This window comes from Burkholderia cepacia complex sp. TUM26381, from assembly GCF_057439935.1.
In genome coordinates, this window is sequence record NZ_CM172006.1 from 1,617,597 (window position 1) to 1,634,585 (window position 16,989).

Here is a 16,989-nt window from a genome sequence, read left to right on the forward strand (position 1 = left end):
GGCCCTGACGCGACGCCGAAGAACGTCGGCCTCCAGAATCGGTGGCGGTTTCGGCGGGCGGAAACCCCGCCCGGCGCGCCGCTTCGCATTGTCGCTGCACTTTAAGAAAGAATCGAGATGGCCACGTATTCCAACGAAGCGGTGCTCGACGCATTGAGACGAGTGCAGTACCGCCAGGTACCGTGGGCACGCCGCCCGGGCGTGTTCGAGTATCTCCGTTCGCTCGGGTTGATGGACACGGTCAGGCAGAAGACCGTTGCCCCCGCGCCGGGTTTTCATGCTCCGGTCGACATCGCCATACTGACCGACAGTGGTCGAGCCGAATTCTCGCGCCTCGAGCGCGACGAGAAATTACTTTCCTGGACTGATCGCCGTATGGACGACTACGCATTGAGCGAAGCGAGCGCCGTGGCGATTCTCGAAAGCCGCCTGTAGCGCCCGCACCATCCCGCCCCGTGCATCGTCGCGCAGGCCGGCGATGCAAAAAAAGCCCGTATCGCGAGGATACGGGCGTACCGGATACTTTTGCTGTTGCCACGCTGTGCTCATGGCAACGGATGTGACTCGCCGTATGCGGCGCAGTTCCCGAAAGCGGGCATTTTCTTTGGCGAATTCCTGAAATTGGCGGGACTACGGATGACGCGGCACGTCGGACGGCTGCGAGCCGATGCGCGCCCGCGCGTTGCTGGCGATGTCGCCGCGCAGGTCGCCGCGCGGCACGGTTTGCCGGCTGGAGGCATTTGCGGACGGCGGCTGGCGAAGGGTGTTCCGGTGATCCTGCTGGCGATGGGGCGGCTTCGCGCGATCGTCGGCGTGGGCAGGGGCGGTCAGCGCCATGGAAACGACAATGCCGCATGCGACGAGCAGTGACATTGGTTTCATGGCGGGGCTCCCTTCAAGCCGTCGGCGCGGCCTGTTGATATGTCGCTAAGGTAAGCGTGGGAGTGCAGGCTTGCTGTAAATATTGGTAAATAGATGTATCGCGGCACGACAACGGTAATGAACGGCAATGCAGGCGTCGCGAAAAAGTCGCGTCGCAGAAAACAACCGGGCGGCCGAAGCCGCCCGATCGAGCATGCGTTACGCCATCTTGACGGGCGCGCGCCAGGATTCCGGATTGGTCCAGAAGGCGCCGCGCAGCCGGTCGCGGCTCGGCGGTGCGGGCGGCTTCGCGGCGCTTGCGCCGATGCGTCCGCGCAGCGAGATCTGCCGGCCGCTCGTGCCGAGTCGTTTCACGATTTCGGCGAGCGTGCCGTCCGCCTGCCATTCGTCGAAACGGCGGCGGCAGGTCGGCGGCGACGGGTAGCGGCCCGGCAGCTTCGACCAGCCTTCACCCGTCGACAGCACCCACAGCACGGCGTTTACCACCGAGCGGGCTTCCACGCGGGGACGGCCGCGCCGCTCACTCCGTGCGGGTTCCGAGCAAAACAGACCCTCGACCAGCGCCCACTCGTTATCTCTCAAATCGTCGAACAGCATCATGTCCTCACCTCAGCGAAGCTAACTCCGGTGCGCTGCCCTGCGCCGCGCACTCTTCAAGCACTCGATCATTGAGTGCCGGGTGGGGGCGTCCGGTTGGCCGGCAGCGGCGTTTCTGCTCTTCCGTCCGACGAAACCTGCGCCCTGTGCGCCAGGTAATGCACGAAGCGTGCCATGTCGGAGGCCAATCCCTCGAGAGCCGCTTGGCAGCGAGCTAACGGCTAAGTCAGCTAGGGGCGTATAAGACGCCAAAATAACCTGGCAGCAAATCGGGACAATCACCAATCTTGTGCAGTTCGCCCGTACCACGTGCGTTTGCGAATGTATTGCACCGCAGCGAAACATTCGCGGAAGGTGCCGGATTCGGCCGCCGAGGCCCGATTCGCGCATTACAATCCTGCATCGATATCGACGATTGATGAGGTCAGGGGATGAACGTCACGCTGCGTCAGCTTCGCGTATTCATCGAGGTCGCGCGGCTCAGGAGCTTCAGCCGCGCGGGTGACGAGATCGGGCTCACGCAGTCCGCGGTCAGCCGCTGCGTGCGTGAGCTCGAGGCCGAACTCGGGCTGAAGCTGATCGATCGCACGACGCGCGACGTGCAGCTGACCGACGTCGGTGCGAACCTGATCGCGAGCGTGTCGCGCCTGATCGACGATCTCGACGACACGCTGCGCGAGATTCGCGAGATCGGCGAGCAGCGTCGCGGGCGGGTGATCGTCGCGGCGAGCCCGACGATCGCATGCAGGCTGATGCCGCGCGTGGTGGCATCGTGCGAACGCCAGTTCCCGTTCGTGACGCTCGGCCTGCGCGACGACGTGCAGAGCGACGTGCTGCGCAAGGTGAAGTCGAGCGAAGTCGATTTCGGCGTCGTGATCGGGCCGCTGACGGTCGCCGATCTCGTGTGCGAGCCGCTGATGACCGACTCGTTTTGCCTCGTCGCGCGCGCCGACCATCCGCTCGCCGCGCGTGCCGAGGTGCCGTGGACGGCGCTGGACGGCGAACGTCTCGTGCTGCTCGATCATGCGTCGGGCAGCCGGCCGCTGATCGACGCGGCGCTGGCCACCCATCGCGTCAACGCGACGGTCATGCAGGAGCTCGGGCATTCGGCGACCGTGTTCGGGCTGGTCGAGGCCGGCGTCGGCGTGAGTGTGCAGCCGTGGCTGTCGCTGCCGCTGCCGGCGGGCTCGACGCTCGTCGCACGGCCGCTCACGCCGCGCACCGAACGCACCGTCGAGCTGGTGCGCCGCCGCGACCGGTCGTTGTCGCCCGCGGCGCAGGCGATCTGGGAGCTGGTGCGGCAGATGCCGGCGAGGGCGGAGGATCTCGACTGACGCACGCAGGCATGCGCCGGCCCGGCTTGCCGGCCGGTACACTACGCGGATCGTGTTCCTCGGCGGTGGTTCTCGATGACGCATTCTGCAGATTTCCTTCCGATGACCGGTGAGCCGGCGGCGCGCGCCGCGGTGCATGCGCTGCGGCCGTCGCTGATCCGGGAAGTGGCGAACGCCGGCTTCGGCGTGCCGGACATGCTGCCGTTCTGGTTCGGCGAATCCGACCGCGTGACGCCGGATTTCATCCGCGACGCCACCGCAGCGGCGCTGCGCGACGGCGCGACCTTCTACACGCACAATCTCGGCACGGCGCCGCTGCGCGATGCGATCGCAGCCTACGTTGGCGCGCGTCACGGCGCGACGGCGGCCGATACGGTCGCCGTGACGAGTTCGGGGGTGAGCGCGCTGATGCTGGCTGCGCAGCTGGTGGCCGGTCCGGGGGATCGCGTCGTCGCGGTCACGCCGCTGTGGCCGAACCTCGTGGAGATTCCGAAGATTCTCGGCGCGCACGTCGAATGCGTGCCGCTCGGCTATGGCGACGCGGGCTGGCATCTCGATGTCGGCCGGCTGCTCGAGGCGCTGACGCCCGATACGCGGATGCTGCTGATCAACTCGCCGAACAACCCGACCGGCTGGACGATGTCGCGCAACGAGCAGCAGGCCGTGCTCGCCCATTGCCGTCGTCACGGCATCTGGCTGGTCGCGGACGAAGTGTACGAGCGGCTTGCGTTCAAAGAGGGCGGTGCGCCGTCGTTCCTCGATATCGCGTCGCGCGACGAGCGGGTCGTGGTCGTGAATTCATTCTCGAAAGCGTGGGCGATGACGGGCTGGCGGCTCGGGTGGCTCATTGCGCCGGCAGCGGTGATGGGCGACCTGTCGAAGCTTGTCGAATACAACACGTCGTGTGCGCCGGGCTTTGTGCAGGCCGCTGGCGAGGTCGCGTTGCGCGACGGCGAGCCGTTCGTGCGGTCGTTCGTCGCGGCGCTGCATGACGCGCGCGATCACCTGGTCGCCGCGCTGCGGACGCTGCCGGGTGTCGAGGTGCCGCCTCCGCCGGGTGCGATGTACCTGTTCCTGCGCCTGCCGGGCGCGCATTCGGCCCGGAGGGGGAAGGGTTCGTGCGCTGGTGCTATGCCTGCGATCCGGCGCGACTCGACGCGGGCGTCGAGCGGCTGCGCCGGTTCCTCGCGCGCGGCGCAGCCGGCCGCTGAAGCAGGGCCGGAGCGGACGCGCCGCACGGGCGGTGGCCTGCTCGGCTCATCTTTACGCACCGGGCAATTTTGCGTAATATGGCGCTCAGTCACGCGGTTCCGTCGTTGAGCCGTGCTGTTCCGTCCGGTCTGGGCCTGGCCTTGAGTTGGTTCGCCGCCCCCGGTTCGTGCTCCCATCAATATGACCGATCAGAATCGGGCGAGCGCGTCTTCCGTTCCTTTCGTCTGTTTGTTGATCCGGTTCGTTTGACCACAGGGTCTGGCCTAGCTGCATGAATACCCAAGAGGCGAAGATCGTCCTCGAGACTGCTTTGATCTGCGCGCAGGAACCGCTGAAGCTCGGCGATTTGCGCAAGCTCTTTGCCGACGGCGTGTCGGCTGACACGGTCCGCACGTTGCTCGAAGATCTGAAACAGGATTGGTCCGGTCGCGGCGTCGAACTGGTGGCGCTGGCGACCGGGTGGCGCTTTCAGAGCAAGCCGGCGATGCGTCATTATCTGGATCGCCTGCATCCCGAGAAGCCGCCGAAATATTCGCGCGCGGTGCTCGAAACGCTCGCGATCATCGCGTACCGGCAGCCCGTTACGCGCGGCGACATCGAAGAGATTCGCGGCGTCACGGTCAATACGCAGGTGGTCAAGCAGCTCGAGGATCGTGGCTGGATCGAGGTGATCGGTCATCGCGACGTGCCGGGGCGTCCGGCGCTGTATGCGACGACCAAGCAGTTCCTCGACGATCTCGGCCTGAAGGCGCTTGACGACCTGCCGGCGCTCGAAGAGCCGGCTGCGAACATCGAGGCTGCGCTGCTGGCGCAGCAGGCAATGGATTTCGACGGCGACATGCCGGTTGCCGACGACGCAGCGGGCGACGTGCCGCAGACGCTGACGGGTGAAGTGCCCGCCGGCCAGTCGGCCGAATTGCCGGGCGAGGATGGGGCGGCCGACGTCGCGTCGACGCAGGAAATCGCGGGCCGCGATACGCTCGAGGCTGATCGCGGGCAAACGGAACAAACGGAACAGGTTGGCGCCGAAGCAGTGCCGACCGGTGTACAGCCCGAGCCGCTGCGCGCGGATTGGAGCGAGGAAGATCGCAAGCCGGCCGCCGAAGCGGCTGCCGGAGACGGAGCGGAAGCGGCCGGCGACATGCCCGGCGAGGTTGGCCAGGCCAACGCCTCCCGTTCCGGTCCCGCGGACGACGAGATGCTGGACGACACGTCCGACAGTCTCGCGGATGCCGTACGAAGCGCCAGTGCGCCCATCGGCGCCGACGCGCTGCCGGACGACGAAGCAGAACCCAAACAGCGTCGCGCCTGATCGCGGCCAACTTCTTGCCGCGCCCGCGCCGGGCGCGAGACCTGACATTTTGAGGTTGTTTTGACAGATATCCACGATATTGAATCGTCCGCGCCTGCCGTGCAGGCAGCGCGCGCCGACGATGCGCCGGAGCAGGACGCTTCGGCCGGTGGCGACGAGCGTCCCCGCCGCGGTTTGCGGCGAGGCCCGCGCAGCCTGATCGCGCGGCGTCGCGCGGCAGCCAAGTCGAAGGGCGCCGAAGGCGAGCAGCCGGGCGGCGAAGGCGCGGATGCGCAGCCGGCCGAGGCGGCCGAAGCGCAGCCGGCGCGCGCGCCGCGCAACAAGGAAGGTGCGGCCAAGGGTGCCCGCAAGCCGGCCGGCAAGCGCGAAGGCGCGGCGAAGACTGGCCAGGGCGGGCAGGGCCGACGCGGCGCTCCGAAGGCTGAAGGCGCTCCGGCGAAGGCGGAAGGCGAGGCGTCCCAGGACGAGTTGTTCGCTTACGTGACGTCGCCCGCATTCGACGCGGACAACTCCGCGGGCGGTAGCGGCGTGCGTGCGCCGATGCTGCGTCGCGGCCGCAACCAGCCGGCGAACAAGCGCGTGCTGTCGCCGGACGACGATGCGCCGAAGCTCCACAAGGTGCTGGCGGAAGCGGGCATGGGCTCGCGCCGCGAAATGGAAGAATTGATCGTCGCCGGCCGCGTGTCGGTGAACGGCGAGCCCGCGCACATCGGCCAGCGCATCATGCCGACCGACCAGGTGCGGATCAACGGCAAGCCGGTCAAGCGCAAGCTGCCGAACAAGCCGCCGCGCGTGCTGCTGTATCACAAGCCGACGGGCGAGATCGTCAGCCACGCGGATCCGGAAGGCCGCCCGTCGGTGTTCGATCGCCTGCCGCCGATGAAGACGGCGAAATGGCTTGCAGTGGGCCGTCTCGACTTCAACACCGAAGGTCTGCTGATGCTGACGACTTCGGGTGACCTCGCGAACCGCTTCATGCATCCGCGCTACAGCGTCGAGCGCGAGTACGCGGTGCGCGTCGTCGGCGAGCTGGCCGAAGGCATGCGGCAAAAGCTGCTGCACGGCGTCGAACTCGACGACGGTCCGGCGAATTTCCTGCGCATCCGCGATGGCGGCGGCGAAGGGACGAATCACTGGTATCACGTCGCGCTGGCCGAAGGCCGCAACCGCGAAGTGCGCCGGATGTTCGAGGCGGTCGGCCTGATGGTGAGCCGCCTGATCCGTACGCGTCACGGCCCGATCCCGTTGCCGCGCGGCCTGAAGCGCGGCCGCTGGGAGGAGCTTGATGATGCGCAGGTGCGCAAGCTGATGGCGACCGTCGGCCTGAAGGCGCCGACCGAGGAGAAGGGCAAGCGCGGCGGTGCCGGCCAGGTCGAGCGCCGCCAGCCCGATCCGATGGAGACGTCGATGGGTTTCATCGGTCGTGAGCCGGTGCTGACGACGCACGGGCAGCTCGACCAGCCGCGTCGCGGTGGCGGCCGGCGCGGCGGGCCGGGCCTGCCGGGCCTGAGCGGCTACGGCAGCCTGCCGGTTTCGCCGTCGGGCTACGGTAACCGTGCCGGTGGCGCTCGTGATGGCAACCGCGGCGCGGGTGGCCGTGACGGCAACCGCCCTGGTGGCGGCCGCGACGTCGACGGCAATCGCGCATCGTACGGCGCGGGCCCCAAGCGCGAAGGCGCGGGCGGCAAGCGTGGTGGCAGCAAGGCTGGCGGCAATCGCAATCCGAACGGCAATCGGGCTGAAGGTGCTGGCAACGGCGGTGGCGGCCCGCGCGGCGGCCAACGTCCGCAGCGCAGCCGCCCGCGCAGCCGCTAAACGCGTATCGGCGCACGGCGGCGCAAGGCCGCCGGCATGCCGGCCCGATCGGCGTCTGGCCGATTTTTGCCGGTGCGCCGCATTGCGCCGATCGCTTTCGACTATATATATGTCGCGTGCCGCTGCGCCGCAGCGGGCATGGCCGATCTCCGGCCTGGCAGGAAGGGGCCGGCTGATCGGATAACCCGATTTCGCATTTTGGGTCCGTAAAGGCGCGCGACGCGCTGCTTTTACCGGCTGGCTTGGCGTTTGCGCCAAAAATCGCTATAATCGCGGAGTCGCTGGGCGTACGGATTCAATGTGCGGCTCAGGTGCGACCACCAGTAAGAAGATGGGCGTTCCGCCCATTTTTTTTTGCTGAAACGGTTAGGCATCTCGGGTAGCGCTTCCTGCGCCGGCTAAGGCGCGCGCCCGCGGGTGAATCGCGAGCGGCGGGCGCGAACACCTGAGAGGACACAGTGCAACTGACGGAACTGATAGAAACCACGGTCACCGGGCTCGGCTACGAGCTGGTGGATCTCGAGCGCACCGGGCGCGGCATGCTTTGCATCTATATCGATCAGCCTGCCGGCATCTCGCTCGAAGATTGCGAAAAGGTCACGCGTCAGCTCCAGCACGTCTTGACGGTCGAAAACATCGATTACGAACGGCTCGAAGTCTCGTCCCCGGGGCTCGACCGCCCGTTGAAGAAGCTGGCCGACTTCGAGCGCTTCGCTGGCAGCGAAGTCTCCGTGACCTTGAAAAAGCCGCTGGACGGGCGCAAGACGTACCGGGGCATTCTGCACGCGCCGAATGGCGAAACGATCGGTTTGGAATTTGAGGGGAAGAAGGGCGAGGCAGCCATGCTGGATTTCACGCTGGCCGATATCGATAAAGCCCGCCTGATTCCGCAAGTTGACTTTAGGAGCCGCAAATAATGAGTCGCGAAGTGTTGATGCTGGTGGATGCGCTGGCGCGCGAGAAAAACGTCGACAAGGATGTGGTGCTGGGCGCCCTCGAGGCTGCGCTCGCTTCCGCTTCCAAGAAGCTGTTCGACGAAGGCGCCGAAATCCGCGTCCATATCGATCGCGAAAGCGGCGAGCACGAAACCTTCCGTCGCTGGCTCGTCGTGCCCGACGAGGCAGGCTTGCAGGAGCCGGATCGCGAGATCCTGCTGTTCGAAGCACGTGAGCAGAATGCCGACGTCGAAGTCGGCGAGTATGTCGAGGAACCCGTTCCGTCGATCGAGTTCGGTCGCATCGGCGCGCAGGCCGCGAAGCAGGTGATCCTGCAGAAGGTGCGCGACGCGGAACGCGAGCAGATCCTGAACGACTACCTCGAGCGTGGCGAAAAGATCATGACCGGTACGGTGAAGCGCCTCGACAAGGGCAACTTCATCGTCGAATCGGGCCGTGTCGAGGCGCTGCTGCGCCGCGATCAGCTGATCCCGAAGGAAAATCTGCGCGTGGGCGACCGTGTGCGTGCGTACATCGCGAAGGTCGACCGCACCGCGCGCGGCCCGCAGATCGAGCTGTCGCGTACGGCGCCCGAGTTCCTGATGAAGCTGTTCGAGATGGAAGTGCCGGAAATCGAGCAGGGCCTGCTCGAGATCAAGGCGGCTGCCCGCGACCCGGGCGTGCGCGCGAAGATCGGCGTCATCGCCTACGACAAGCGGATCGATCCGATCGGCACCTGCGTCGGCATCCGCGGTTCGCGCGTGCAGGCCGTGCGCAACGAGCTCGGTGGCGAAAACATCGACATCGTGCTATGGTCGGAGGATCCCGCCCAGTTCGTGATCGGCGCGCTCGCGCCGGCAGCTGTCCAGTCGATCGTCGTCGATGAAGAAAAGCATTCGATGGACGTCGTCGTCGACGAGAACGAACTGGCTGTCGCGATTGGCCGCAGCGGTCAGAACGTTCGCCTCGCCGGTGAACTGACCGGCTGGCAGATCAACATCATGACGCCGGACGAATCCGCCCTGAAGCAGGGTGAAGAGCGCGACCGGCTGCGTGCACTGTTCATGGCGCGTCTCGATGTCGACGAAGAAGTTGCCGACATCCTGATCGACGAAGGCTTCACGAGCCTCGAAGAGATCGCCTACGTGCCGCTCAACGAAATGCTCGAGATCGAAGCGTTCGACGAGGACACCGTGCACGAACTGCGCAACCGCGCACGCGATGCGCTGTTGACGATGGCTATCGCGAACGAAGAAAAAGTCGAGAACGCAGCGCTGGATCTCAAGAGCCTCGACGGCATCACGCCGGAGCTGCTCGCGAAGCTGGCCGAACACGGTGTGCAGACGCGAGACGATCTCGCCGAGCTTGCAGTGGATGAACTGGTCGACCTGACCGGAATGGAAGAGGATGCCGCTAAGGCGTTGATCATGAAAGCACGTGAACATTGGTTCCAGTGAGAAATGACCATGGCGCACTGATTTGATGGCGGCCGTATGGCCTGACCCGATGCTAACAGCAAGGAATCGGTCCTTGCACTAAGAGGAATGAATGGCGAGTAACAACGTAGCCCAATTTGCCGCGGAACTGAAAATGCCTGCTGGTGTGCTGCTCGAACAGCTGCAGGCAGCGGGCGTCCAGAAAGCGAGTGAAGACGATGCGCTGTCCGAAACGGACAAGGCGCGTCTGCTCGATCATTTGCGCAAGTCGCACGGCGCAACCGACGGCGACAAGCGCAAGATCACGCTGACCCGCAAGCATACGTCGGAGATCAAGCAATCTGACGCGACGGGCAAGGCTCGCACCATTCAGGTCGAGGTCCGCAAGAAGCGTACGTTCGTCAAGCGCGACGACGTGAGCGAGGGTGCGGAACAGGGTCAGGCGCAGGTCGCCGAAGCGGACGACGATGCAGAACTGAAGCGTCGCGAGGAAGAAGCGCGCCGCGAGGCCGAGCTGCTCGAGAAGCAAGCGCAGGAACTGCGCGAGCGCCAGGAACGCCTGGAGCGCGAGGAAGCCGAACGCCGCGCCCGCGAGGAAGCGGCTGAAGCGGAGCGCCGTCGCGCCGAGGAAGAAGCGGCGGCGAAGCGTGTCGCGGCCGAAGCCGCTGCGGCCCAGCAGCAGGCAGCAGCGCAGCAGGCCGCCGCGGCCGAGCAGGAAACGGCAAGCGCACCGTCCGCCCAGGCGCAGTCCGCGCAGGCGCAGGACGAAGCGCGCGCGGCCGCCGAACGTGCGGCCCAGCGTGAAGCGGCGAAGAAGGCCGAGGACGCAGCCCGCGAGGCGGCGGACAAGGCGCGCGCCGAGCAGGAAGAGATCAGCAAGCGTCGTGCGGCGGCAGAAGCCGAGGCGCGCGCGATCCGCGAAATGATGAACACGCCGCGCAAGGCCGTGGTCAAGGCGGTCGAGCCGCCGAAGCCGGTCGAGCCGCCGAAGCCGGCCGAAGCGAAGGGTACGCTGCACAAGCCGGCGAAGCCGGAAGGCGCGCAGGCGCGTCCGGCCGTCAAGAAGCCGGCCGGCGCTGCCACCCCGGCAACGACGCAGGCGCCGGCAGGCGCGGGCGACCGCAACAAGAAACCGGGCGCAGGCAAGGGCGGCTGGCAGGACGACGCGTCGAAGCGCCGCGGCATCAAGACGCGCGGCGATTCGAGCGGCGGCGTCGACCGCGGCTGGCGCGGCGGCCCGAAGGGCCGTGGCCGTCACCAGGACAGTTCGACGTTCCAGGCGCCGACCGAACCGATCGTCCGTGAAGTGCACGTGCCGGAAACCGTGTCGGTTGCCGATCTCGCGCACAAGATGTCGATCAAGGCCTCCGAAGTCATCAAGGTGATGATGAAGATGGGCCAGATGGTCACGATCAACCAGGTGCTGGACCAGGAAACGGCGATGATCATCGTCGAGGAACTGGGCCACCGCGCGGTTGCCGCGAAGCTGGACGATCCGGAAGCGCTGCTCGTCGAAGGCGAAACGGGTACCGATGCGGAGCAACTGCCGCGTCCGCCGGTCGTCACGGTCATGGGTCACGTCGACCACGGCAAGACCTCGCTGCTCGACCACATCCGCCGCGCGAAGGTTGCCGCTGGCGAAGCGGGCGGCATTACGCAGCACATCGGCGCCTATCACGTCGATACGCCGCGTGGCGTCATCACGTTCCTCGACACGCCGGGTCACGAAGCGTTCACGGCAATGCGTGCACGCGGCGCGAAGGCGACCGACATCGTGGTGCTGGTGGTGGCAGCCGACGACGGCGTGATGCCGCAGACGAAGGAAGCCATTGCCCACGCGAAGGCGGGTGGTGTACCGATCGTCGTGGCGATCAACAAGATCGACAAGCCGGATGCGAACCTCGATCGCGTCAAGCAGGAGCTGGTCGCGGAAGGCGTCGTGCCGGAAGAGTACGGTGGCGATTCGCCGTTCGTGCCGGTGTCGGCGAAGACGGGCGCGGGTATCGACGATCTGCTCGAGAACGTGCTGCTGCAAGCCGAAGTGCTGGAACTGAAGGCACCGGTCGAAGCGCCGGCCAAGGGCATCGTGATCGAAGCGAAGCTCGACAAGGGCAAAGGCCCGGTCGCAACGATCCTCGTGCAGTCCGGTACGCTGAACCGCGGCGACATCGTGCTGGCCGGTACGGCTTACGGCCGTGTTCGCGCGATGCTCGACGAGAACGGCAAGCCGACGAAGGAAGCCGGCCCGTCGATCCCGGTCGAAATCCAGGGTCTGTCGGAAGTGCCGGGCGCGGGCGAGGAAGTGATCGTGCTGCCGGACGAGCGCAAGGCGCGTGAAATCGCCCTGTTCCGTCAGGGCAAGTTCCGCGACGTCAAGCTTGCGAAGCAGCAGGCCGCGAAGCTGGAAAGCATGCTCGAGCAGATGGGCGAAGGCGAAGTGCAGAACCTGCCGCTCATCATCAAGGCAGACGTGCAGGGTTCGCAGGAAGCACTCGTGCAGTCGCTGCTCAAGCTGTCGACCGACGAAGTGCGCGTGCAGATCGTGCACAGCGCGGTGGGTGGCATCAGCGAAAACGACGTCAACCTCGCAACGGCATCGAAGGCGGTCATCATCGGCTTCAACACGCGTGCGGATGCACAGGCGCGCAAGCTGGCCGAATCGAACGGCATCGATATCCGCTACTACAACATCATCTATGACGCAGTGGATGAGGTGAGGGCGGCGATGTCGGGCATGCTGGCGCCGGAGAAGCGCGAAGTCATCACCGGCATGGTCGAGGTGCGCCAGGTCTTCAAGGTGCCGAAGATCGGTGCGGTCGCCGGCTGTATGGTGACGGACGGCATCGTCAAGCGCTCGTCGTCGGTGCGCGTGCTGCGCAACAACGTCGTGATCTTCACGGGCGAACTCGAATCGCTGAAGCGCTTCAAGGACGACGTGAAGGAAGTGAAGCAAGGCTTCGAGTGCGGTATGTCGGTGAAGAACTTCAACGACATCGTCGAAGGCGACCAGTTCGAAGTCTTCGAAGTGACCGAAGTCGCGCGGACGCTGTAATCGTCGCGCATCGGCTCATGGGCGGGGCAGGCTTGGGCCTGTCCCGCCCATTTTCATGGTGGTGTGCCAATCGTGGCCGCCGCTTTATCCTGATAAACGGATCACGGATCGATCATGTCCAGGAAACGTACTTCCCCCAATCGCAACGTTCAGATCGCCGACCAGATTCAGCGCGATCTGTCCGAACTCATCATGCGCGAGGTCAAAGACCCGCGTATCGGCATCGTGACCATCCAGAGCGTCGAGCTCACGCCGGACTATGCGCATGCGAAGGTCTATTTCACTGCGCTCACCGGCGATCCTGAAAAGACGCAGGAGGCGCTGAATCATGCGTCGGGTCACTTGCACAACCTGCTGTTCAAGCGTCTGCACATTCATACGGTGCCGACGCTGCATTTCCACTACGACCAGACGATCGAGAAGGCCGTCGAGATGTCGCGCCTGATCAAGGAAGCGAACTCGACGCGCGCGAAGGACGACGACGAGGCCGACGCGCCGGCCAAGGACGACTGAGCTCGACCGGCCTATGACGAATGCAGCACCCCAACGTCCGCGCGTGCCCCGGCGCGTGCTGGACGGCGTCCTCCTGCTCGACAAGCCGGTCGGCCTGTCGAGCAACGACGCGCTGATTCGCGCGAAGCGCCTGCTTCTCGCAAAGAAAGCCGGTCACACCGGCACGCTCGATCCGCTGGCTTCGGGCCTGCTGCCGCTGTGCTTCGGCGAGGCGACGAAGTTCTCGCAGGATCTGCTCGAGGCCGACAAGACCTACGAAGCGACGATGCGTCTTGGCCAGCGCACGGCCACCGGCGATGCGGAAGGCGACGTGATCGACACGCGGCCCGTCGAATGCGACCAGGCGGCGGTGGAAGTCGCGCTCGTGCGCTTCACGGGTGAGATCGTGCAGGTCCCGCCGATGTATTCGGCGCTCAAGCGCGATGGCAAGCCGCTGTACGAATACGCGCGTGCGGGTCAGACCGTCGAGCGCGAAGGCCGCAATGTGACGATCCATGTACTCGAGCTGCTCGCTTGCGAACTGCCCGACGTGACGTTTCGCGTGACCTGCAGCAAGGGCACGTACGTGCGCACGCTCGCGGAGGATATCGGCGAGGCGCTGGGTTGCGGTGCGCATCTGACGATGCTGCGTCGCACGGGCGTGGGTGCGCTGACGCTCGAACATGCGGTGACGCTCGACGCGCTGTCGGATGCGGCCGAATCGGCTCGCGATGCATGGCTGCAGCCGGTCGATGCGTTGCTGTCGACGTTTCCGTCCGTTCGTCTCGACGAGGCATCCGCGAAGCGGTTCCTGCATGGCCAGCGCCTGCCGCTGTCGGAACTCGGGCCGATCGAGGCGGCTGATGGCGAGCGCGTGCGCGTGTACGACGCAACGCGGTTGCTCGGCGTGGCACGCAAGGCGAATGGCGTGCTCGCACCGGAGCGGCTCGTCGTGACGGCTGCATGATGCGGCGGCGCAAGCGCTCGGTAGCATAAAAAAACCCGGTCGAAATCGACCGGGTTTTTTGTTTGGTGCGTGTGATCGCGCGGCGCTGCGGTCGGACGGCGTTCAGTGCGCCGCGGATGCCGCCGCTCCGGCATCGCCGCCGCCCGAGCGTTCGGGCTTGGTGATCCAGATCAGCGCAATCAGCAGCACGAAGATCGCCGCCGAGATGTAGAACAGATCGTTCACACCGAGCTGTGCGGCCTGTTGCGTCGCCAGGTTGTTGATGAGTCCGTGCGCCTGGTCCTGCGTCAGCCCGAGGTTGCCCATCTGCGTGACGGCCTGGTTGAACGTCGGGTTGTACACGTTCGTCTGCTCGACCAGTTGCGCGTGATGGAAGTTGTTGCGGTGGTCCCACGCGGTCTGGAAGATCGACGTACCGATGCCGCCGCACATGATCCGCACGAAGTTCGACAGGCCGGACGCCGCGGGAATGCGGTGGCCGGGCAGGCCGGACAACGTGATCGACACGAGCGGGATGAAGAATCCGGCCATCGCGATACCCTGTACGAGCGTCGGCAGCGTCAGCGACCACTCGTCGACACCTGTCGTGTAGCGCGAGCGCATCCAGAAGCACAGTGCGAACGTCAGGAATGCGGCGGTCGCGATGTAGCGCGGATCGGTGCGCGGCAGGAACTTGCCGGTCAACGGCGACAGCAGGATCGCGAACAGCCCGACCGGTGCCATCACGAGGCCGGCGTCGGTCGCCGTGTAGCCGATCTGGGTCTGCAGCCACAGCGGCAGCAGCACGAGGTTGCCGAAGTAGAGCCCGTAACCGACTGCCAGTGCGACCGTGCCACCCGTGAAGTTGCGCCGACGGAACAGCGACAGGTCGACGACGGGGTGCTCGGCGGTCAGTTCCCAGATCACGAAGAACGCGAACGAGATGATCGCGATCAGCGCAAGCGCGACGATCGTCGTCGACGAGAACCAGTCCAGATCCTTGCCCTTGTCGAGCATGATCTGCAGCGAGCCGACCCACAGCACGAGCAGCGCGAGGCCGACACCGTCGATCGGTGCGCGGCGTATCGTCGATTCACGCGTGCGATAGATCGACCACGTGGCGAGCGCGGCGGCGATGCCGACCGGGATGTTCACGTAGAAGATCCACGGCCACGAATAGTTGTCCGAGATCCAGCCACCGAGGATCGGGCCCGCGACCGGTGCGATCAGCGTCGTCATCGACCACAGCGCCAGCGCCATCGGCGCCTTCGCGCGTGGATAGCTCGACAGCAGCAGCGACTGCGACAGCGGAATCATCGGCCCCGCGACCGCGCCCTGCAGCACGCGCGATGCGAGCAGGAACGGCAGGCTCGGCGCGAGGCCGCACATCCACGACGAGATGACGAACAGGATGATCGATGCGAGGAACAGGCGGACCTGTCCGAAGCGATCGGTCAGCCAGCCCGTCAGCGGCACCGAGATCGCGTTCGCGACCGCGAACGACGTAATGACCCACGTGCCCTGGTCGGACGATACGCCGAGATCGCCCGAGATGGTCGGGATCGCGACGTTCGCGATGGACGTGTCGAGCACGTTCATGAACACCGCGAGCGATACCGCGATCGTCCCGAGCAAAAGTTTCCCGCCCTGCAGGGGCGGGTACGAGACAGGAGCCTGTGCCATGTCGGTTGTCTTTCCGGAGTCGGAACGGTTACATCATTTTCGCGGCGCTGTTCTGCTTCGCCGCGGCCGGGGCCGGCGCATTGCCGCCTGCGTTCTCGGCGATGACGCGTGCGATTTCGGCGTCGGCTTCGTCGCCGTACTTCGCGAACACGTTGGTCTCGTAGACGGTGTTCGGCGCGTTGACGAGCTGGTCGCCGCGTTCGTCCTTGATGTCCACGTCGACCTGCATCGACAGGCCGATGCGCAGCGGATGCTTGTCGAGATCCTTCGGATCGAGTTCGATCCGCACCGGCAGGCGCTGCACGACCTTGATCCAGTTGCCGGTCGCGTTCTGCGCCGGCAGCAGCGAGAACGCCGAGCCCGTGCCGGCCGAGAAGCCGACGACCTTGCCGTGGTACGTGACCGACGAGCCGTAGATGTCCGCCGTCATTTCGACCGGCTGGCCGATGCGCATGTGCTTCAGCTGGACTTCCTTGAAGTTCGCGTCGACCCACACGGCATTCAGCGGCACCACCGACATCAGCGGGTTGCCGGGCGACACGCGCTGGCCGACCTGCACCGAGCGCTTCGCGACATAGCCGGTGACCGGCGCCGGCAGCACGTTACGCGCGTTCGCGAGGTAGGCGTCGCGAACCTTCGCGGCGGCGGCCATCACGTTCGGGTGCGATGCGATCGTCGTGTTCGCGGTCAGCGCGCGATTCGACGCGAGCTGCTGCTGGGCGGCATCGACCGATGCCTGCGCGGCCTTCACGGCGTCGCGTGCGTGCGAGATTTCTTCCTGCGACACGGCGCCCGTCTGCGCGACGGCCATGCGGCGACGCAGGTCGTCCTGGGCCTTCGACAGGTCGGACTGGCGCAGCGCGACCTGCGCGCGGTACTGGTCGTCGTTGACGAACAGGCCGCGCACCTGGCGCACCGTCTGCGCGAGGTTGGCTTCCGCCTGTTGCAACGCGACCTGCGAATCGGCCGGGTCGAGCACGACCAGCGGATCGCCGGCCTTGACCGTCTGCGTATCGTCCGCCTTCACGGCGATCACGGTGCCCGTTACCTGCGGCGTGATCTGCACGACGTTGCCGTTTACGTACGCATCGTCGGTACCTTCATGGAAGCGTGCGACGAGGAAGTAGTACAGGCCATACGCGATGGCCGCGATCACGATGACCGCGACGAGTAGCGTCATCATTCGTTTGCGCTTGCCGTTGCCCTGCGGCTGCGCGCTGGCGGCGTTTTGTTGGTCGCTCATGGCGATTTTCTCCGTCCGTTATTTCGAGTGTCTGCGTAGTGGTGGCGCCG

General features: G+C 65.9%; 12 protein-coding genes and 2 pseudogenes. 10 read left to right on the forward strand and 4 right to left on the reverse strand.

The annotated features are described in order from the left end of the window. The first annotated feature begins 117 nt into the window (after positions 1-117). Entirely contained in the window at positions 118-435 is a 318-nt protein-coding gene (locus ACWMMN_RS07630) for a hypothetical protein (RefSeq protein WP_059234696.1), read from the forward strand. A 195-nt stretch (positions 436-630) separates the two neighbouring features. Here the strand turns inward: ACWMMN_RS07630 and ACWMMN_RS07635 are convergent, their stop codons facing one another. Both ACWMMN_RS07635 and ACWMMN_RS07640 read right to left on the reverse strand, forming a co-directional pair. Next, on the reverse strand, positions 631-882 hold the full coding sequence (locus tag ACWMMN_RS07635) for a hypothetical protein (RefSeq protein ID WP_059234694.1): 252 nt from the start codon (positions 880-882) through the stop codon (positions 631-633). A gap of 201 nt (positions 883-1,083) precedes the next feature. Continuing rightward, a pseudogene (locus tag ACWMMN_RS07640) lies at positions 1,084-1,479 on the reverse strand (transposase); the annotation flags it as partial. Positions 1,480-1,910: 431 nt separating this feature from the next. Between ACWMMN_RS07640 and ACWMMN_RS07645 the strand changes: the two are divergent. The 9 genes and pseudogenes from ACWMMN_RS07645 (at position 1,911) to truB (ending at position 14,034) form a co-directional block, all read left to right on the forward strand. Continuing rightward, positions 1,911-2,813 (forward strand): LysR family transcriptional regulator, encoded by a 903-nt coding sequence (locus ACWMMN_RS07645; RefSeq protein WP_059234692.1) that lies wholly within the window; start codon positions 1,911-1,913, stop codon positions 2,811-2,813. Positions 2,814-2,888: 75 nt separating this feature from the next. Further along, a pseudogene (locus ACWMMN_RS07650) lies at positions 2,889-4,024 on the forward strand (pyridoxal phosphate-dependent aminotransferase). 272 nt (positions 4,025-4,296) lie between these two features. Further along, complete coding sequence (gene scpB, locus ACWMMN_RS07655; protein ID WP_486423176.1) at positions 4,297-5,337, forward strand: SMC-Scp complex subunit ScpB; 1,041 nt, start codon at positions 4,297-4,299, stop codon at positions 5,335-5,337. A 60-nt stretch (positions 5,338-5,397) separates the two neighbouring features. Beyond that, a complete protein-coding gene (gene rluB, locus ACWMMN_RS07660) occupies positions 5,398-7,152 on the forward strand; it encodes a 23S rRNA pseudouridine(2605) synthase RluB (protein WP_059234687.1) in 1,755 nt (584 codons plus the stop codon). A 458-nt stretch (positions 7,153-7,610) separates the two neighbouring features. Continuing rightward, entirely contained in the window at positions 7,611-8,069 is a 459-nt protein-coding gene (gene rimP, locus ACWMMN_RS07665; protein WP_011351796.1) for a ribosome maturation factor RimP, read from the forward strand. Next, entirely contained in the window at positions 8,069-9,544 is a 1,476-nt protein-coding gene (gene nusA / locus ACWMMN_RS07670; protein ID WP_059234685.1) for a transcription termination factor NusA, read from the forward strand. The genes rimP and nusA overlap by 1 nt, the downstream gene beginning before the upstream one ends. A 91-nt stretch (positions 9,545-9,635) precedes the next feature. Then, the gene (infB, locus tag ACWMMN_RS07675; RefSeq protein WP_486423177.1) at positions 9,636-12,575 is read left to right on the forward strand and encodes a translation initiation factor IF-2; all 2,940 of its coding nucleotides are present in this window, start codon (positions 9,636-9,638) and stop codon (positions 12,573-12,575) included. Positions 12,576-12,689: 114 nt separating this feature from the next. Further along, positions 12,690-13,088 (forward strand): 30S ribosome-binding factor RbfA, encoded by a 399-nt coding sequence (rbfA, locus tag ACWMMN_RS07680; protein WP_034190142.1) that lies wholly within the window; start codon positions 12,690-12,692, stop codon positions 13,086-13,088. 13 nt (positions 13,089-13,101) lie between these two features. Beyond that, entirely contained in the window at positions 13,102-14,034 is a 933-nt protein-coding gene (gene truB / locus ACWMMN_RS07685; protein WP_486423178.1) for a tRNA pseudouridine(55) synthase TruB, read from the forward strand. A gap of 102 nt (positions 14,035-14,136) precedes the next feature. Here truB and ACWMMN_RS07690 read toward each other — a convergent pair whose 3' ends face one another. Together ACWMMN_RS07690 and ACWMMN_RS07695 are read right to left on the reverse strand one after the other, a co-directional pair. Further along, on the reverse strand, positions 14,137-15,696 hold the full coding sequence (locus ACWMMN_RS07690; protein WP_059234678.1) for a DHA2 family efflux MFS transporter permease subunit: 1,560 nt from the start codon (positions 15,694-15,696) through the stop codon (positions 14,137-14,139). 28 nt (positions 15,697-15,724) lie between these two features. Continuing rightward, complete coding sequence (locus ACWMMN_RS07695) at positions 15,725-16,939, reverse strand: HlyD/EmrA/EmrK family protein (protein ID WP_059234676.1); 1,215 nt, start codon at positions 16,937-16,939, stop codon at positions 15,725-15,727. Positions 16,940-16,989 lie beyond the last annotated feature (50 nt).

Excerpts from the sequence above, each read along its gene's own strand:
- ACWMMN_RS07630 (WP_059234696.1), top strand. The coding sequence starts at position 118 with ATGGCCACGTATTCCAACGAAGCGGTGCTCGACGCATTGAGACGAGTG.
- ACWMMN_RS07635 (WP_059234694.1), bottom strand. The coding sequence starts at position 882 with ATGAAACCAATGTCACTGCTCGTCGCATGCGGCATTGTCGTTTCCATG.
- ACWMMN_RS07645 (WP_059234692.1), top strand. The coding sequence starts at position 1,911 with ATGAACGTCACGCTGCGTCAGCTTCGCGTATTCATCGAGGTCGCGCGG.
- scpB (WP_486423176.1), top strand. The coding sequence starts at position 4,297 with ATGAATACCCAAGAGGCGAAGATCGTCCTCGAGACTGCTTTGATCTGC.
- nusA (WP_059234685.1), top strand. The coding sequence starts at position 8,069 with ATGAGTCGCGAAGTGTTGATGCTGGTGGATGCGCTGGCGCGCGAGAAA.
- infB (WP_486423177.1), top strand. The coding sequence starts at position 9,636 with ATGGCGAGTAACAACGTAGCCCAATTTGCCGCGGAACTGAAAATGCCT.
- rbfA (WP_034190142.1), top strand. The coding sequence starts at position 12,690 with ATGTCCAGGAAACGTACTTCCCCCAATCGCAACGTTCAGATCGCCGAC.
- truB (WP_486423178.1), top strand. The coding sequence starts at position 13,102 with ATGACGAATGCAGCACCCCAACGTCCGCGCGTGCCCCGGCGCGTGCTG.
- ACWMMN_RS07690 (WP_059234678.1), bottom strand. The coding sequence starts at position 15,696 with ATGGCACAGGCTCCTGTCTCGTACCCGCCCCTGCAGGGCGGGAAACTT.
- ACWMMN_RS07695 (WP_059234676.1), bottom strand. The coding sequence starts at position 16,939 with ATGAGCGACCAACAAAACGCCGCCAGCGCGCAGCCGCAGGGCAACGGC.